The organism is Singulisphaera photorubra, from assembly GCF_045290345.1.
GTDB lineage: Bacteria > Planctomycetota > Planctomycetia > Isosphaerales > Isosphaeraceae > Singulisphaera.
In genome coordinates this window covers 9502453-9518400 of sequence record NZ_CP155447.1, presented here as the reverse complement: position 1 = coordinate 9518400, position 15948 = coordinate 9502453, and the positions used below count along the sequence as shown (strand labels likewise).

The window sequence follows — 15948 nt, the reverse complement described above, 5'->3', positions numbered from 1 at the left end:
CGGTTCAACCCAACCGTCCGAGAAGCTGAGCCGTTCGCTCGAGGAGATGCCGCCTCGTCGATTCGTCGGCGAGCCAGGCCGAACGGTCGCCCAGGTCGGCCACTCGTTCGCGAAACCGAGCGGTGGCGGTGAGGGTCAGCGACCCTTGCTCCATCGCCGCGCTGATGGTGTCGAGTTGGCGTGCGATCGCCTCGCCATCGAGCCGTTCGGGGATTGTCGCCAGCGGGTGGGCACGCTCTCCTCCAAGGTGCGGCTCAATCACAGCTTCGACCAGCGCGGCCAGCGGGCCAATCTGCTCCTCGCGATCCCAGACATAGCGGAGCGGCCAGAAGTCCGAGATCAAGGCAACATGCCTGCCACAAAGGACCGCCGAGGCCGCCACGAGCTTCAACACCTTGACCGCTCGGCGGTCGGAGACCATGATTCCCAGGTCACGGACCTTGAAAATGAGCTCGGAATAGGGCTCGGTGATTTTCGAGAGATCGATGTCATAGATCCGGCGCGAGAGGCTGCGCAGGTCGGCGGCCGAAATCGAGGCGTCGGTCCCCTGGAAACGCTCCATTTCCCAGCCCGCCGTCAATAACCGGGGCATGGCGTCTCGCTTCAAGTTATCCACATGGCAACGCAACAGGAACCGATCGAACAAGGCGCGAAGTGCCTCATCCTCGGGGAGGTGGTTCGAGGCCGAGAATAGTGAGAGCATTGGTAAGCGGTGGGTCTCGGCCCCGCGTCGATAGATCCGTTCGTTGAGAACCGAAAGCAGGTTATTCAAGATGGCGCTGTTGGCGTTGAACAATTCATCCAGGAAGACGAACTCCGCCTCCGGAAGCATCCCTGTCGTGACGGTCGCCACAGTGCCTTCTCGGAGTCGTACCAGGTCGATCGGGCCGAACACTTCGTTGGGTTCGGAGAATCGAGTCAGAAGATACTCGAAGTAGCGTCCCTGAACCGTGGCGGCGAACTGGCGAATCAAGGCAGACTTGGCGGTGCCGGGGGGGCCGTGCAAGAAGAGATGCTCTCCCGCGACCACCGCCAGCGCGATGAGGTCAATGACCTCGTCGCGGCCGACAAACCGGCCCTTGAGAACGTCGACGACCTCGTGGCGAAGTCGTGCTGCCGGGTCGTCAGTCATGTCGCCTCGTCCTCGAAGTTCCCACGGGAGTTCCGTCTTGGGCGCGATCGTTCAGAACCAGATCGACGTACTCGTTCAATGAGTCGTCGGGCCGCCACGCCGGATCGCGATGGATGGCCCAACGCTCGGCGTAGAGGAGCATCAATCCCGGATGGCCACTGAACTGGGGCGGTGTGTCGGGCCCGGTTTCCAGGCCGGCAAGGACTCCCGACAGTGGCCACTGGCGTAAGATCGACTCGATCCGCTCGACCAGAGGATCGATCGCTCTGTGCGCCAACGCCCGCTTACGGAGTTGAGGGAGAAAACGAAACACAAGATCGGCGGTCAGATGATGCGATGGGGTCGTTGGAGGATGGGACATCGCGAGCCATCGTGTCAATTCCGCGACGGGCAGGCCGAGATTGACCAGAGCCCAACTCGCCCGGATTACGAGCGAGCTGGACTCGATGGCCGTGTTTGCGTCGAATTCGATCCGGGGGCCGGCAACGTTGAGCTGATAGACGTCGAAGGCCGACCGGAGCAGGCGTGTTGCCTCGGGGCTCGATGCGTCCATGCATGGGCTTTGCCGGAAGGCGAGACGGCCTTCATAAAGCAGAGTGGGCAAAAGCGCTTCGAGCCAATTCATGGAGCGACATTTTTCTGCCCTCGTCGTGCAAGGGCGAGCCCGCCGCGGGACGATACTCTCAGGGACGTCTCAACCAGACGGGCTTGAACCATCCGATCACATCAATCATTGTCGAGCATACCTCATCCGAACGAGGCCGGGAAAGTCCTTATCGTGGAGCGTCCAATCAGCTCACTCATCACGAGCGCAGCGACCTCACCGATCACAGCGGTTTCCCGATGCATCTCGATTCGGCCGCCTCGTCGTAGGGTCAGATCCGGTAAAGCGGCTCATACTTTTGCTTGAGGAACTCGACCAAAGGCGCGTGGTTCAACGGCGAACCGGTGACCTTCTCGATCAATTGGGACGAACGATATCGCTGGCCCTGAACATGAACCCGGTCGCGGAGCCAGTTGAGGAGCGGGGCGAAGTCTCCCTGGCGAAAGAGATCGTCAAGGTTGCCGAGATCGGCGTTCGCCTGGGCGAACAGTTGAGCAGCGAAGATGTTGCCCAGGGTGTAGGTCGGAAAATAGCCGAACAGGCCGGCACTCCAGTGAATGTCTTGCAGGCAGCCTTCTGCGTTATCGGTGGGACGAATCCCGAGATAGTCCGCATATTTGCGGTTCCAGGCTTCCGGGAGGTCGGTGGTTGCCAGTTGACCAGACAGAAGCTCGCGTTCCAGCTCGAAGCGGACAAGGATGTGAAGGTTGTATGTCACTTCGTCGGCTTCGACTCGAACGAGTGACGGCTTGACCTGATTGATCGCGAGATGGAACTCGTCGAGGGAGACGTTGGGGAACGCTCCGGGGAAAAAGCGTTGGGCGATCGGCAAGAAGTGGCTCCAGAACGGGCGACTGCGTCCGACCGCGTTTTCCCAGAGACGAGATTGTGACTCGTGGATCCCGAGGGAAACGGACTCGCCCATGGGTGTTCCGAAGTGAGCCGGGTCGAGTCCTTGTTCATAAAGGCCATGACCCACCTCGTGCATGATCCCGAAGAGCGCGTCGGCGAATTGGTCGTGATGAAAACGCGTAGTGATCCGGCAATCGCCAGGGCCGATCCCGGAACAGAAGGGATGAGCCGTGGTGTCGAGCCGCCCCTTCGAGAAATCAAAGCCAAGTGCGCTTGCGACCATTTCGCCGAAGATTCGCTGCCGTTCGACCGGGAACTCGCCGCGGAGCAGTGCGACATTCGGCTTGATCGGGGAATCAGCGATCGCCCGGACCAGCGGCACGAGGTCACCGCGAAGCGAATCGAACAAGACCGCGATGTCCTCACTCTTCGCGCCTGGCTCATATTCGTCGAGGAGCGCATCGTAACTCGCGGTCCCATCGCCCAAGCATTCGGCCTCGCGTTGTTTGAGCGTGACGATCCGCTCGAGCCAGGGTTGAAAATGCCCGTAGTCGTTCTTGGCGCGTGCGGTGATCCACTCCTGCTGGGCGACCGAGACCGTTCGCGCCAGTTCCTCGACGAGCGATCGAGGGAGTCGGGTGAGTCGTTGATAGTTCCGGTTCAACTCGCGAACGTTCACTGCGGCCGGTGAGTCAGCAGCCTGCACCAAGGGGGTGCCGTTCAGTTGAGTGATGAGCTCCCCGATGATCGGGTCGGTTGCCTTCTCGTGATGGAGGCCGGCCAGGAGCGCCATTTGCCGGCTCCGGTGCTCGACTCCCCCCGTCGGCATGTACGTTTGCTCGTCCCAGCCGAGGAGCGACGAGCACGACGCCAGGAGCGAAGCCTCCCGGGAACGTCGGATCAACTCTTCATATGCGGCATCCACTTGCATCGACTCTCACCTCTTTTGGATCGGCCGGTCGTCAACCCCTTGCGTCGTCGACCTGTCCGATTCGACACGTACCGAAAACAGTTCTTGCGTCACTTGACCGAATCGATCGGCCGACTTTCAAACTGGACTTTGAACTTGAGGAAGTGCTTTTCGAAAACGAGGCCAGTTCAGCCAGGCCGTGCTCAGCGTGGGAATCGTGGCCACGGCGACGTAGTCCATCCGTTCAACCACGACTGAATCCGTCCCGACCGCCACTCTGGCGGCAATGGTGAGTCCATCAGAGATAAGAATGAAAATCAATTCGTATGCGTAAATGCCTTAACTGCAGCGTCAAATCACAAGGCTCCGCGACCGGGCGACAATCTCGATGGATTTCCGGTCCGGCCGTGCGACAGCAAACAGACTCGTGTCGGAAACCGCAAGAATCCTCGGTTCTTTCGCGCTGTCACGGAGCGTTGAAATTTATCCGCTCATTCCCGGCTGGTCTACCCGGGTTCGGCCATCCTGGATGCGGACCCGGAGGATTGAGCGCGCTCACCCGGTCTCGAATGGCCGAGGCACAGTGAACGGCTGTGAGGTCTGGCTTGAAGGGGAGGGCGGTGATCGAGGGGGACGAAATGAAAGGAGGCGCAGGCGTTCGGGCAGGGCAGGGGGGCCGCTCGGTTCGTCACCGAACGGCCCGATAAATTCAGCTCTGGGTGACGCGAAGGGTGAACTGTCCGGTGACGGTGCTCCCGACCGGTAAATTTCGTAGCCGCGGCTTCAGGCTCAGGGTGGCGACCCCCTGGGTTCCGATCATTGACGCCAGCCTCGGAGGAGCAGCGACGACCGTGTAGTTGAGTTGCGTGGTGGTTGGCTTCGTCGACGTCAGGTCTGCCGTGGGGCCCGACACCACGGTGACGACATTTCCCCCCGCCCTTCGCGCGACGAGAGTGAGGACCCCGTTAGTATTGGTTGAGGAAGGCGGCAACGAGGGGTTGGAGGCAAGCGTGCCGGCGATCCGAGCATTCCCAAGGCTCGGAATACGTGCTGATCCCGACAAATTTATGTGGGTTTCACCGCCAGGAACCGCGGAGGGAACTGCGTTGTAGCGACCGGTGAACGTGGCCCGAAGTCCCGTCGGAGCGGGCGGGGTGGCCCGCTCAACAATGGCGGACACTTGGCTCAATGCGATTCGATCCTCGAGAGCCCATTGTCCGGAAGGGCGAAATCGGTGCTTGGCTTGCATGCTCGTTGAACCTCTTTCGGTGTCACGTCAGTGGAGTTTGATTGGAACACACTCTTGGTGGAAATCGTCCCAACCATGCCTGAAACCAACCCATGTAAAACATTACCAAGAGAATTACTGGCAATCTAGAGGCAATATGACCATTTAGGGAAAGTTAAGTAGAGTTTGCCAGTTGGCTTGATTGTTTGGATTATGAGGATTTCCAGGGAGAAAGTCTGGTGTTCTGAGGATTGGGGCACGTAAAGAATGAGTCCGACAGGGCGCGAGCCGGTTTGAGGAATTGCTCCCAATCGTCACTCTTCGGCCTTGAGCAACGAACCGCCAGCACCTTGCAAGGAGGGGGCGACCATCACATGCTGGTTTCGTTCCTCGCCGTGCGTTGGTTCGGAAACCGAACTGACTTTTTCAAGTGAGATCAAGGCAGGCGGTTCGCTTACTGCCGTTGAGGTGATCGTCAGGAGAACAGCAAATGATGGTTGGTGGCTCAAAACAAATTCGGCGTTGGGGAAGTTTGAGGAGGCTGGTCGTCGCCTTGATCCTGACATTCTTGTTGGCTCCGCAAGTCGCACCGCGGCCAGGTTTCGCCGCGGACGACGTTGCGGCGACCTCTGTGCCGCGACTCCCTCGCGAGAATTTGCTGCTCTATCGCGATGCCGGTCACGAGGTGAAGCCCGTGCGCAGCATCGACGATTGGCTCCATCGTCGGGCCGAGATCATCGCTGGGGCGGAGGCGGTCATGGGACAACTTCCCGGGCCTGAAAAGCGCTGTCCGTTGGATATGAAGGTCGAAGAGGAAGTGGATTGCGGTCGGTACGTGAGGCAGCTGATCACCTACGCTTCGGAGCCCGGTTCCCGCGTCCCTGCCTATCTCTTGATTCCCAAGTCAGCGCTTGGCCCCCAAGCCCAGCCGGCCCCCGCCGTGCTCTGTCTGCACGGCACCGATAATGTTGTGGGACACGGTACGGTGGTCGGTGTGGGAAACAAGAAGAATCGGCAGTACGCGAGCGAACTCGCGGAGCGCGGATTTGTGGCGCTGGCCCCCAACTATCCGCTCCTCGCCAAGTATCAACCCGACCTGAAGGCGCTCGGCTGGAAGAGCGGCACGCTGAAAGCGGTCTGGGACAATATCCGGGGCCTTGACCTGCTCAAGTCGCTCCCCTCGGTAAAGTCGGATCGGTTTGGCGCGATCGGACACTCGTTGGGCGGCCATAACGCCGTCTACACCGCCCTATTCGACGACCGGGTCCAGGTCGTGGTCTCAAGCTGCGGACTCGACTCGTTCCTGGACTACAAAGGGGCCAAAGAAGCGGTCTGGATGCCGGAGCAAGGCTGGGCACAGACCCGGTACATGCCTCGGCTGGCGGGATATCGGAACCGCCTCCAGGAGATTCCCTTCGACTTTTATGAGTTGATCGGAGCGCTTGCACCTCGTCAGGTTCTGATTGTCGCGCCCCTCCATGACGCGAACTTCCGCGCCGAGAGCGTGGACCGGATCGTCGCCGCGGCAAGCCAGGTCTACAAGCTCTACGGTCAGCCGTCACGACTGAATGTGGAGCACCCGGACTGCGAACACGACTTTCCCACGGAGATGCGCGAAAAAGCCTATTCACTCTTCGAAGCCGAACTCAAGAAGTGAGCGACCTGATTCCCGCGCCGCGATCCTCAGCGATAGGCCATGGGTTGGCTCTGGAATCACGTGGTGGCCGTCCCGACATCGACCCATCTGGGATCGAGTCAGGACGGTCCACTGGCTCTCCTTGAAGCAACCAGGCTCAAGGAGGCGCGGCACTGACTTCGCCGAATGAAATGTAAGAGTAGGGACTCATCGACCGTCGGAGTCGTCGATAAACTGGGCCGCATCGCGCTTAAGTTTGATCAGAGAAGGGCCGTGAAGATACATCATGTGGCCCGCCTCATAAGTTGTAACCTGAACATTCTTGCGGAGCGCCGACGCGAGTTTCAGGTGGGCCAGGCTGTAGTCGGTCGCGGCGAACGGGGTCGCCAGGTCGAGGTATCCCGAGGCAACCAGCACCTTGAGGTGAGGATTCTTACCCATGGCCTCACGCAACGCACTCCCCGTTTCCGGGTAGCCGATGCCGGGAGCGCCCCAATCCCACGCCCCGATCTGACCTCCGCCCAGGATGTGGTAAGGCGCATCCGTTTTGAAGTTCAACTCGGTACGCACGTACTGGTTGAACGTGGCGGTGTAGGCGGGACGCACCGCGGCCTCGCTGGGATCGAACTCAGGCGACGGCGATCCGGCATTTCCCACAAACCCAAGATAACGACTATCGAACCGGCCCACCGATTTCCGCTCGTCCCTCAGTAATTCTTTGCTGAAGAGATGTTGCGGAATGCGCAGGTCGTTCAGGTCGACGAAGCGCTCGGACAGCCCCGTGTAACGGGCCAGTCGCTTGATCATGGTCGTCCGTTCCTCGTCCGGCAACCGGTCTCCTTTGCCCAAAGCGGCGAGGTAGTCGCCCTCGGCCCACTTCGTGACCTCGGTGACGAGCTCAGGCAGGCCCAGACCTTGGAGGTCGGCGGGTAGCTTCTTGTGATACCAGGCCGTGGCGGCGAACGAGGGGACAAAGAGACTATAAGTCAATTCGTTGGCTCGTCCGAACCCGATCGTCTGGAAGTCGAGGACCGTTGAGATCAAAATCACTCCGTTCAGGGCGATCCCTTTGTCGGCGAGGTGGCCGGCAAGTCCCGCCGCGCGGGTTGTGCCGTAGCTCTCCCCCACGAGGTAGAGGGGCGACGTCCATCGCTCGTAACGGGTCAGGTACATCCTGATAAATTCACTCACCGAGGCGATATCTCCCTGGAGCCCATGGAACTTCTTGTTCAGTTCCGGCTTGATCGCGCGGCTGTAGCCCGTCTCCACGGGGTCGATGAACACGAGGTCGGTCTTGTCGAGCCAGGATTGGGCGTTCTCGGTCAACCGGTACGGGGGCGGAGGAATCGTCGGGTCCACAGGGACGACCACACACTTCGGGCCAAGTGCGCCAAGATGCAGCCAGACCGATGATGAACCTGGTCCTCCGTTGAATGCAAACATGAGCGGTCGACGAGGTTGATCCTCTTTGGTGTCGACGGTGTACGCGACGAAGAACATCCTGGCTTCGACCTTGTCCGAGGCGTCGTGGAGCGGCATTAGCCCAGCGGTTGCCCTGTATTTGATCGACTCCTCGCCAATTTTCGTCTCATGTTGAGTGACGATGAGCTTGTCGTCATCCTTCTCGTCCGCTTTGCCCTTCTCAGCGGCCTTAGGTGTTTCCTTCGTATCGTCGGCCGATGCTGGGAATCCAGCGAGGTGAATGGCCAATACGCTTGTCATCAAGAGTGACCACGGTCGCATCGTGAATTTGAACTCCATTGTCCAAGCAGAGAGAATGAGGTCGGCACCTCCTGGACTGTAACAATCGCCCTCCCGAGATACCACGTCTGGTTCTGGGAGCACCATTTCCTCGGTGAGTGCCCCGCCGATGCCAGCCCCCTCGATCGTCGGAACCCGTTACAAATGCGTATGTCGAAATTTTGGCAAAATTACATATAGTATTTGCAGTTAACGATTAATTGCTTGATGTCGTGCGGGCATGCAAGTTTGTCGAATTGAATAGCGTGCAAGTGTTGTACTTGGGGAGTTCGGACAATTTGTTGTGCGTGGTCACGTAGCGACTAGAGGAGGTTAGCTCTCCCGGGTTGATCGCCCTATGACTCCTGTTGTTCGACGACCGCTTGTGGCTGTGCAACCTAAACAGCAAGTTGTCCAGGCGGCTGTCTGTTTCGTTCATTTTCGCGTGATGCGGATGAATTTCCCGTGAGCCAAGTGTTGTTCTTCCTGCGTCTGCCCACCAGAGGCGTCTGGTGCCATGTTCGAAATTGTTCTGCCAAAGTCACCCATTCTGAATTTTTTGGGACCATCTTCGTTCGAACTGTCGCAATTAAAGATGTCGGGCGAAATCGAGTCGAGCCGACAAATGTCGTTCGGCATTGGTGAATAACGACATGATTGAAACGTGAATGCCACTCCAGGGCGTGACGCCCGTGTGGCTGAGCGTCGATCCGCCATCAGTTGCTCAGATTCGATGGCTTGAGCGCGGCAGAGTGCTGCGCGTGGGTTCGTTCTGTCTGTCCGATCGCCCCCGCTGGCGGATCGCAGACGTGGCTCGATGATCGTTCGAAAGTCGTGCTCATCCATCTCTTCCCGGCAAAAGGAGACGACGATGGTCTCGCTCGTCCGCGCGCTTTTTTTGGGGCCTCTGGCCATTTCGGGCCTCGTGCTGAACACTGTCCCTGCAGTCGCGGCCGACGCTCCGAGCGTGGCGGCTCTCGGTCAGAGTGCTCCCGCAGCCCGCTCGGGGGCCGAGGAGCTCGATGCACAAAGCTCAGCGGCGATTGCCCAAGACGACGACGTCGCGAAAGCCGAATCGATCGACGTTCTCGAAGGGCTTCGTTCCCGCCAACTCGCTGTCACGGCCGAGGGAACAGGCGACGGGCGGATGATCCTCTCCTTGTCCAACCGCACCAAGCAAAAGCTCCGGGTGATTCTGCCACCCGGCCTGGTCGCGTCGGGGCTCACCGGTCAATTCGCTGGTTTCGGCGGAGGAGGCCGCGGGGGCCGTGGTGGCCGCGGGGGAGGAGGAGGCATGGGAATGGGCGGTGGCGGCATGGGGATGGGGATGGGAATGGGTGGCGGCATGGGGATGGGTGGTGGCGGCATGGGCATGGGGGATGGGGGCGAGCGGCGGGATGATGGGGGGAGGAACGCTACCGGCATCCATGGGAATGATGATGGTCGGCAGGCTGATCATGTCGATGGTGGGCGAACGCGATAGCTGGGATCAGACAACGCTGATGTCCGGGATGATGGGCGGCGGCATGGGCATGGGCGTGGGCATGAGCATGGGCCGAGGCGGCATGGGGATGGGGGGCGGCGGCATGGGCATGGGGATGGGCGGGCGTGGAGGTGGATTCCGCTCGGTGGCCCCCGTGGAGCGGGCGCCCGAAACGACGCTCAAGCCGAAAGAGACCCGGCACTTACCGACGATTGCGATCAGTCTCGATGGGCCACGTGATGATGAACAGGTGAATGTGCCATTGAAAGGTGAGAGGCTCCGTCTGGGTGAGATCGGCCAGCTCAAGCGTGGAGTGAGGACCGAGCTCGTCCTGAAGCGTTTGAGTGCCGAGAATCCTCCGGAATCGGTGGCCCAACTCATTCTCTGGAACGTCGCGGGGGGAGTCGAGTGGCCACAAGTGTCGCGGCTTTCAAGGGCCTGGGCGAATCCGGCGGAACTAGCGCTTGCGAAGCAGTTCGTCTTGAACCTCAGTGATGAGGGGGTTGCGCTCGGGACTCCCGACTCCGGTCACCTCTACTGGGAGGCAGAGCAAAAGGATTCCGATGCCGGCTCACTCGTGGCCGCAATGGAGGCTCTGCTTCAAAAGCATCTCGTACTCGGCCTCAAGCCCGAACGCGGAATCCCGACGTCACCTCACGGCCCCGCCTTGGCGTGCCGCTTGACGATCGAAGCGGCCAAGGTGAACGTCGCTTTCGCCAAGTCGGAGGCGAGCGGGCGACGCTGGAATTCGCTCGGTTCGTTGGCAATCACCGTGGGGTCGCTCGAGGGGGACCAGGACGCCATCGAAGTTGAAGCGGCCGAGGTGATCGACGCGATGTCGTCGGGATTGTTGGGTAAGGTCGTTCGTGCGCAGTTGATCAAGGGGCCGAAGTCCAAAGGGAAAGAGACGTATACCATTCGAGTCGATAACGGTTCGCCGCTGATCGTCAGTGGGTTGGCGATTGCAGGTGCGGAAGCGTCGAAGCCCGTACCGTTCGCTTCGCTGTCGGGCCTCAGCGTTGCGCCTCTCACCTCGCTCCGATTGCCGGCGACGCCGGAGATCGTGGAACAGCTCGGCCTGCAAAAGAGCGTTCGGATCGTTGCGGTCGACCTGGGTGGGCTTTGAAGTGGTCGCGCCACGAGGCGACGAATCCGTTGCCTCGATATCGTGAAAGGATAAAGACCGTCCGGTAGCGAGTTCAGCCTGCCGGCAAAGGGAATCGGGTTGCGCCTAGATCCGGGCACCAGGTCACGATTCCGGTGACTCCGTCGCGCCGGCTTCCGCGTGCCATTGCCCAAGTCAATGGCACCCGAAAGTCGATGCAAGCAAGATTTTGGATCTCTGTATTACCTGTTGTTAGCTTGTCAACAATTTATGATTAATCAGCGGCCAGAATCCGATTTTTCCCGTAGGGTGGGCACGGCCCACCATCCCTATCTCTTTGCCAACGCGGAGGTTAAGATGGTGGGCCGAGCCCACCCTACGGGAATGATTAGGCCGGAGTAAATGCCATGGCCGATCGCGTTGACGTAGGGAGAAACGGGTTCGGCGACGCATGACAAATCGATCGCTCAAGCACGTATCTCTTAATGGGGAATCGATGAATTGATCGCGTCTCGAACTTTTCCGATCTCAGCCTGCGTGTAGCGTCTGGCTTCGGAGAGGTCGAAGTCCATTCTCAGCGTCAGCCGACGGACGAAGGCGTCGACGGCATCGTCGCAGAGTCGACGTCGCTGTTCGACTCCGATCGGCGCACCGCTTCCGGTTTCTCTTTGGTCGTCGAGGGTCGATTTCAATTCGTGCAGGACCTCGGGAGCATCGATCTCGCGGAGGATTGCCAGGAGAAATCGGAGTTCATCGAGCTTGCCTCGATGAATGATTCCGAGGAGGTCCTTCCTTGCCCCAGGGGCCCCGATCCGCGAGAGGGCGACCGTGGCGGGGAGTGACCTTGGAACGGGGGTCGGGGCCGTTTCCAATTCGACGGTCTCGCCGGCCGGCTGGGCCTGTTCGGCTTGAAGGACTTTCTCGACCTCCTTGTCGGGAAAATAGGCGAGCAGAAGCAAGGCGGCGGCCGAGGGATTACCGTGTTGCACACTTTTGCAAAGTGCGGCTCTCAACGTGGTTCTCGCCGCCATCGTGGAAAGATCGTCGCGCTCGTAGAGGCTCGTCGCGGCCCGTTCCTTGATGTCGGCCGAAGCGTCGTTCAAGGCCCGCTCCAGAAGGGGGAGCGCAGCCGTTCCGCCGACCACTTTCAGCAGGATAACGACTTCACGCCTGATGGATTCATCGGGGTCGTCCAGGTACAGAGCAAGGGCCGGCACGATCGCGGGCCCCACTTCCTGCAATTCAGTCAGGGGAGCAAAATCTCCCCGTCGCGCCGCGTCGAAGGCCTTGTTGACCTGGGCGGCGATCACTTGAGCCTGTCCCGACTCGTTGGATTCGGTTGCCATCGCGTCAGACCTCCAGGATGGGGCGGTCCCCCCGTCGATCGCTGTCACCGCAACGAACATCATCGTGGCGCAGCGGCACGCTTTGCCCATGGACCATGCCTCCTGCTATGGGTTCATGACATTGGCATGGGCCTTGGGAATCTTCAATTTGCTCTTCCCCGCGCCGACCATCAAATCATCCGAGTCTGTCGAGTGATCGTGGACCTTGAGAAAATGGCCAGCCTCATGAGCGAGGACTTCCTCGGCGGTAATGTCAGTCAGGTTATCCTCGAGGATCGTCATCTTATCCGAATCGATCGTACCCGCTTCCGTATCGTCGACGTTCGGGCTGGCGTCCTGCTCGTATTCCCAGACGAAGAAGACGTTGAAATCGGCCCCGGGATCACGCTTGGCCTTGATCAGGTTCCATTCGTCTTCACTGACGGGAACCCCGGGAATCGCCAGGGCCCAGCGAACCACGTTGCCCAGGTCTTTGTCGAGCGGCAACGGCTGGCCGCTCGAATTTTGAACTCGATGTTCACTTGCGGCTCGTAGATGTTATTCACGAGCTTCGTCAGATTGACTTCATCACCAAGATTTCGCGTGGTCTTGTGTTTAATCGGCTTGGCCGAATCCTCCACATAAAAGAATGAGGTTACGATTGTCTTCTTATTCTTTACCGCCACCTCCAAAGTGCCCAGCACGTTGCCACTGGCATCCTTCGCCTGGATCAGGGTCGTCGCGTGTGAAAGACCCCCAATCTGGATCAGGTTGGGGCTGATCTGAACCACGGAGGCAACGGCCGGATTTTTGCATGAAAACGTCACGCCATTCGTGTTCGTCACCTTGACGATCTTGAAGCCTGCTACCGGGACCATCTGCCAGGGCGGATTGACCTTCGCATCGAATCCATTGTTAACTTTGGATTCTTCGAAGCGAACCGGCGGATGGGGAGGGGCAGGAGGGCCGGCTGTGAGCTCGTTGAGCTTGGCAATGGTGACATTGTTCGTGTCGACTCGTCCATCGCTCCATCCGAAATGAAACTTCTGGAAGTTTCGAATCGCTGCGATGGTCTTTGGCCCGACAATTCCATCGACGGCCAGGAGCGGCTGAGGCCCTCCTTTGGACGTCGGAATCTGATTGAGCAATTCCTGGATCGTTTTTACGTCGGCGGAGCGATTGCTCCCACCTTCGCCGACCGATGCGGATATGGATTTCGCCATCAAGACGACCTCCGAGCGATTCGGATCGCCGCAGACTGGGCGAGCCGCCACGTATCGCACTTTCTGCCATTCCGGGGGCACCATGCCCACCGATTATCATTTGCTTAGTCAAATGGCTTCGATCGAAATCTGCGGAAGAAATGCCCTACTTCCACGCTCATGAGGGAAAATTGGCTGAGCTTGATTCCCATCGTATTGAATCTACGGCATTGAACGAGCGACGGGACACGTAATCTCACCAGTTCGACACGTTTTTCGGGAATGGATATTGGGAACAAGCATCCATGCGTTGAGAGGCGTCGACGACCTTGGGGCGGGTCAGTTCGGCCTCTTCGCTGTGTTTCTAAAATCGTGGCAAGATTTTTGTAGCAATAAACAATGAGCTGTAGATGACTGTGGAGACGATATATGTAAATTCCATGTAAACTTGGCAGCGATTATTGCTTATTAGTCGATTAAATTTGATGGATAAAGAAACCGTGAGTCGGTTAGCATGGGAAATCGTTGGATTTCCGTGAGTCTCAAGCCTTCCGGGACTCAGGCTAGCGTTCGCCTGCTCTCATCCTGGAAGCGATTTCACGTTGAGGTCGAGGAATCGCGTTACAGAGCCGTGAACCAAGAACGCTTAGTTAGGGGTAGCGTTCTGGTGTAACAGGCGATAAAAAGCGATTATGAGAATTCTGGCCCGCTTTGGGGAACCGTTCCGCCGGCTTCGGCACTCGACTTTGAGACGGCCTTCGAACCTGGTTTGAGATGAAAACAGGGTCGATCGGTGAATCGATTTCTGCGTGATCAGAGCCCGGGCCGCGCGGTCTACCAGGAGACCTTTGGTTCTCTCATCATGCTTTCGAATGCAGATATTAATCGGAGATTTGGGGCGTTTGCGAGAGAGGTGAGTCTTGCGGAATTTGATTCAGTTGAGCGGATGTGATTATGAGCTTTTCGCCGGAAAGCGTCGTGTTCTTGCGATTGCGTTCTGTGAGTTGGCAAGTCAATAATACGGTTCAACGGAAGCGACTTGATGCTCAATTTGTGGCAATCCCGCCCCGGGGGCGGACTCTTGGACGACAACTTTCTCGATCCAGCGAATGATCGAGTGTCGCTTCTCGAGTCGACTCCACGAATGGAACTGTATCTGGGCCATTCCGTTTTGAGCATTCCACGGTTGTGCAGGCCAAGAGCCGCGAATGCGATGACCCCCGCGAGGAACTCCCCACTTGGCTCGACGTCAGCCACAAACTGAGCGATCCCGCTCTCTCCTCGTCCTGACGTTCCGTTCCAATGGATTGCCGACGATCCGTGCGCTTCCTCGCGATTCTCTCGAGGGAGTGCCGTTGAGCCTTGCGTGTGGAGTCGAGGGTCGAGCTTAGAGATTCACCTTGATAACGTTTGTCCAGCCAACGAACAGGAGGTTCAACAATGTCCTTGCGCAAGGCGGTTTCCCTGGGCATTCTGGTGTGGGGGGCCCTGGGAACCGTGACCCTCGCCGACCCGATTACCGCGGTGAGCAAGTCGGGGGCCTGGACGTTCTGGTCGCAAGCCAGCGGAAGTGTGGTTGGGACGCCGACCTACGCGAGGAGTGTTGAGCCTGCCCCGCCCGATCGAGCTCCTGCCGCAGTCAGCGCGGTACCAAATGTTCCGGTTGCCGTGAATTCCTCCGCGGCGCCAGCTTTCTCGTACTCACCTCCCGCCCCTGTGCCGGCTCCATCCGCTTCGTCGGAACCCGTCGATGCCTTCCTGAACTTCGGAACCGGAAACTACACCGGGGCAGCGATGATGACCAGTGGAACGATCCAGCCCTGGTACGAGAGCCCGGCGGTCACTAAGGTCTTCGGCGGTGTGCCCACGCCCCAGCAGCAGTCTGACTTCGCGACCAACGTCTTGAAGAACGTCGAGCAGACCTTCCTCAACAGCGGGATCAACGTGAACCTCTCGCTCGATCCTGGCGACCAGTCGGCGCACACGTTGAGCGTTGTCTCCGGCGCATCCTATGGTCCGACTCCCAACGCGATTGGGATTACCGAGATTGGAGGGAGTGGTTTTAGTTTTATCGACAAGTTGAGCTTCGCTGAAACCGTGGATCAACTCGCGTGGGCAGACGCCCACAACATTGCCCATGAGCTGATGCACGCCTTTGGCGTTGCTGCTCACCACGACCAGACGGGAACGTATCTCGATGCCGCAGCAGCCAACTGGGATATGCTGACTTCGCCGAGTACAAAATTTAGCCCGGAGGCCACCACAAACATTCTGGCGCATCTTGGCCAGAAACACTCCAGCTCCGCGCTGATGGTAGGGGCCGAGACGCTCGATCTTGCCACGTCACCCGACAGGTTGTCGAGCCATTGTTTGCTTTGTCAGCAAGGTTACGTGCCCAAGGAAACTGCCGCGATGGAGTTGGGGGCCACGCCAGTACCTGAGCCGGCGACTCTGGTTTTGTGGGCCGCAGGTGCTGCCGCTTCCGTCTTCGCGGTGCGGAGACGGCGTAGGAGGCCCAGCGAGGCTGTGTTCGCGGCGGAGAGTGATTGACCTTTGGGATGTTCTCGCAGCCGCCTCAACGTCGCATCGCCAACCCACCCGTGAGGACGCTCGCCAGCGCGATCAAACCGCCAGCGCCAGGAGCCTGTCCGAATCCTCTCCGTTCCTGTCACTCGGTTAGGCGATCAGCTCCCGCTTCTTTGATGAAGGACGCCTTCCAGGTACCACGCGG

12 protein-coding genes are annotated in these 15948 nt (G+C 59.1%); 4 read left to right on the top strand and 8 right to left on the bottom strand.

Annotation, left to right across the window (positions count from 1 at the left end; genetic code table 11):
- Positions 1-4 precede the first annotated feature (4 nt).
- The 4 genes from V5E97_RS35415 to V5E97_RS35400 form a co-directional block, all read right to left on the bottom strand.
- A complete protein-coding gene (locus V5E97_RS35415; RefSeq protein ID WP_406696246.1) occupies positions 5-1132 on the bottom strand; it encodes an AAA family ATPase in 1128 nt (375 codons plus the stop codon).
- Positions 1125-1757: a hypothetical protein gene (locus tag V5E97_RS35410; RefSeq protein WP_406696245.1), complete on the bottom strand. Its 633-nt coding sequence runs from the start codon at positions 1755-1757 to the stop codon at positions 1125-1127. The genes V5E97_RS35415 and V5E97_RS35410 overlap by 8 nt, the downstream gene beginning before the upstream one ends.
- Positions 1758-2007: 250 nt before the next feature.
- Positions 2008-3519 carry a carboxypeptidase M32 gene (locus V5E97_RS35405; protein WP_406696244.1) on the bottom strand — a complete coding sequence of 504 codons (1512 nt, stop codon included), beginning with the start codon at positions 3517-3519 and terminating at the stop codon, positions 2008-2010.
- Positions 3520-4207: 688 nt separating this feature from the next.
- Complete coding sequence (locus V5E97_RS35400; protein ID WP_406701269.1) at positions 4208-4678, bottom strand: hypothetical protein; 471 nt, start codon at positions 4676-4678, stop codon at positions 4208-4210.
- A gap of 538 nt (positions 4679-5216) precedes the next feature.
- On the opposite strand from V5E97_RS35400, the gene V5E97_RS35395 reads away from it, so the two are divergent.
- Positions 5217-6383, top strand: a complete 1167-nt coding sequence (locus V5E97_RS35395) for an alpha/beta hydrolase family protein (RefSeq protein WP_406696243.1) — start codon at positions 5217-5219, stop codon at positions 6381-6383.
- A gap of 186 nt (positions 6384-6569) precedes the next feature.
- On the opposite strand, the gene V5E97_RS35390 is transcribed toward V5E97_RS35395, so the two are convergent.
- Positions 6570-8105: a S10 family peptidase gene (locus tag V5E97_RS35390; RefSeq protein WP_406696242.1), complete on the bottom strand. Its 1536-nt coding sequence runs from the start codon at positions 8103-8105 to the stop codon at positions 6570-6572.
- An 868-nt stretch (positions 8106-8973) separates the two neighbouring features.
- Here V5E97_RS35390 and V5E97_RS35385 point away from each other — a divergent pair.
- Together V5E97_RS35385 and V5E97_RS35380 are read left to right on the top strand one after the other, a co-directional pair.
- On the top strand, positions 8974-9585 hold the full coding sequence (locus V5E97_RS35385) for a hypothetical protein (RefSeq protein WP_406696241.1): 612 nt from the start codon (positions 8974-8976) through the stop codon (positions 9583-9585).
- The gene (locus V5E97_RS35380; RefSeq protein WP_406696240.1) at positions 9530-10711 is read left to right on the top strand and encodes a hypothetical protein; all 1182 of its coding nucleotides are present in this window, start codon (positions 9530-9532) and stop codon (positions 10709-10711) included. The genes V5E97_RS35385 and V5E97_RS35380 overlap by 56 nt, the downstream gene beginning before the upstream one ends.
- A gap of 461 nt (positions 10712-11172) precedes the next feature.
- Here V5E97_RS35380 and V5E97_RS35375 read toward each other — a convergent pair whose 3' ends face one another.
- From V5E97_RS35375 to V5E97_RS35365, 3 genes are read right to left on the bottom strand one after another with little or no spacing between them, the layout of a single operon-like run.
- Positions 11173-12126, bottom strand: coding sequence for a HEAT repeat domain-containing protein (locus tag V5E97_RS35375; RefSeq protein ID WP_406696239.1), 954 nt, complete (start codon positions 12124-12126; stop codon positions 11173-11175).
- Positions 12127-12141: 15 nt separating this feature from the next.
- Positions 12142-12495 carry a hypothetical protein gene (locus tag V5E97_RS35370; RefSeq protein ID WP_406696238.1) on the bottom strand — a complete coding sequence of 118 codons (354 nt, stop codon included), beginning with the start codon at positions 12493-12495 and terminating at the stop codon, positions 12142-12144.
- A complete protein-coding gene (locus tag V5E97_RS35365; RefSeq protein WP_406696237.1) occupies positions 12435-13238 on the bottom strand; it encodes a peptidoglycan-binding protein in 804 nt (267 codons plus the stop codon). The genes V5E97_RS35370 and V5E97_RS35365 overlap by 61 nt, the downstream gene beginning before the upstream one ends.
- A gap of 1419 nt (positions 13239-14657) precedes the next feature.
- On the opposite strand from V5E97_RS35365, the gene V5E97_RS35360 reads away from it, so the two are divergent.
- Positions 14658-15767, top strand: coding sequence for a PEP-CTERM sorting domain-containing protein (locus tag V5E97_RS35360; protein ID WP_406696236.1), 1110 nt, complete (start codon positions 14658-14660; stop codon positions 15765-15767).
- The last annotated feature ends 181 nt before the right edge of the window (positions 15768-15948 follow it).

Coding starts and splice junctions, on each gene's coding strand:
- V5E97_RS35395 (WP_406696243.1), top strand. CDS start 5,217: ATGATGGTTGGTGGCTCAAAACAAATTCGGCGTTGGGGAAGTTTGAGG.
- V5E97_RS35365 (WP_406696237.1), bottom strand. CDS start 13,238: ATGGCGAAATCCATATCCGCATCGGTCGGCGAAGGTGGGAGCAATCGC.
- V5E97_RS35360 (WP_406696236.1), top strand. CDS start 14,658: ATGTCCTTGCGCAAGGCGGTTTCCCTGGGCATTCTGGTGTGGGGGGCC.
- V5E97_RS35415 (WP_406696246.1), bottom strand. CDS start 1,132: ATGACTGACGACCCGGCAGCACGACTTCGCCACGAGGTCGTCGACGTT.
- V5E97_RS35390 (WP_406696242.1), bottom strand. CDS start 8,105: ATGCGACCGTGGTCACTCTTGATGACAAGCGTATTGGCCATTCACCTC.
- V5E97_RS35410 (WP_406696245.1), bottom strand. CDS start 1,757: ATGAATTGGCTCGAAGCGCTTTTGCCCACTCTGCTTTATGAAGGCCGT.
- V5E97_RS35380 (WP_406696240.1), top strand. CDS start 9,530: ATGGGAATGATGATGGTCGGCAGGCTGATCATGTCGATGGTGGGCGAA.
- V5E97_RS35385 (WP_406696241.1), top strand. CDS start 8,974: ATGGTCTCGCTCGTCCGCGCGCTTTTTTTGGGGCCTCTGGCCATTTCG.
- V5E97_RS35405 (WP_406696244.1), bottom strand. CDS start 3,519: ATGCAAGTGGATGCCGCATATGAAGAGTTGATCCGACGTTCCCGGGAG.
- V5E97_RS35375 (WP_406696239.1), bottom strand. CDS start 12,126: ATGGGCAAAGCGTGCCGCTGCGCCACGATGATGTTCGTTGCGGTGACA.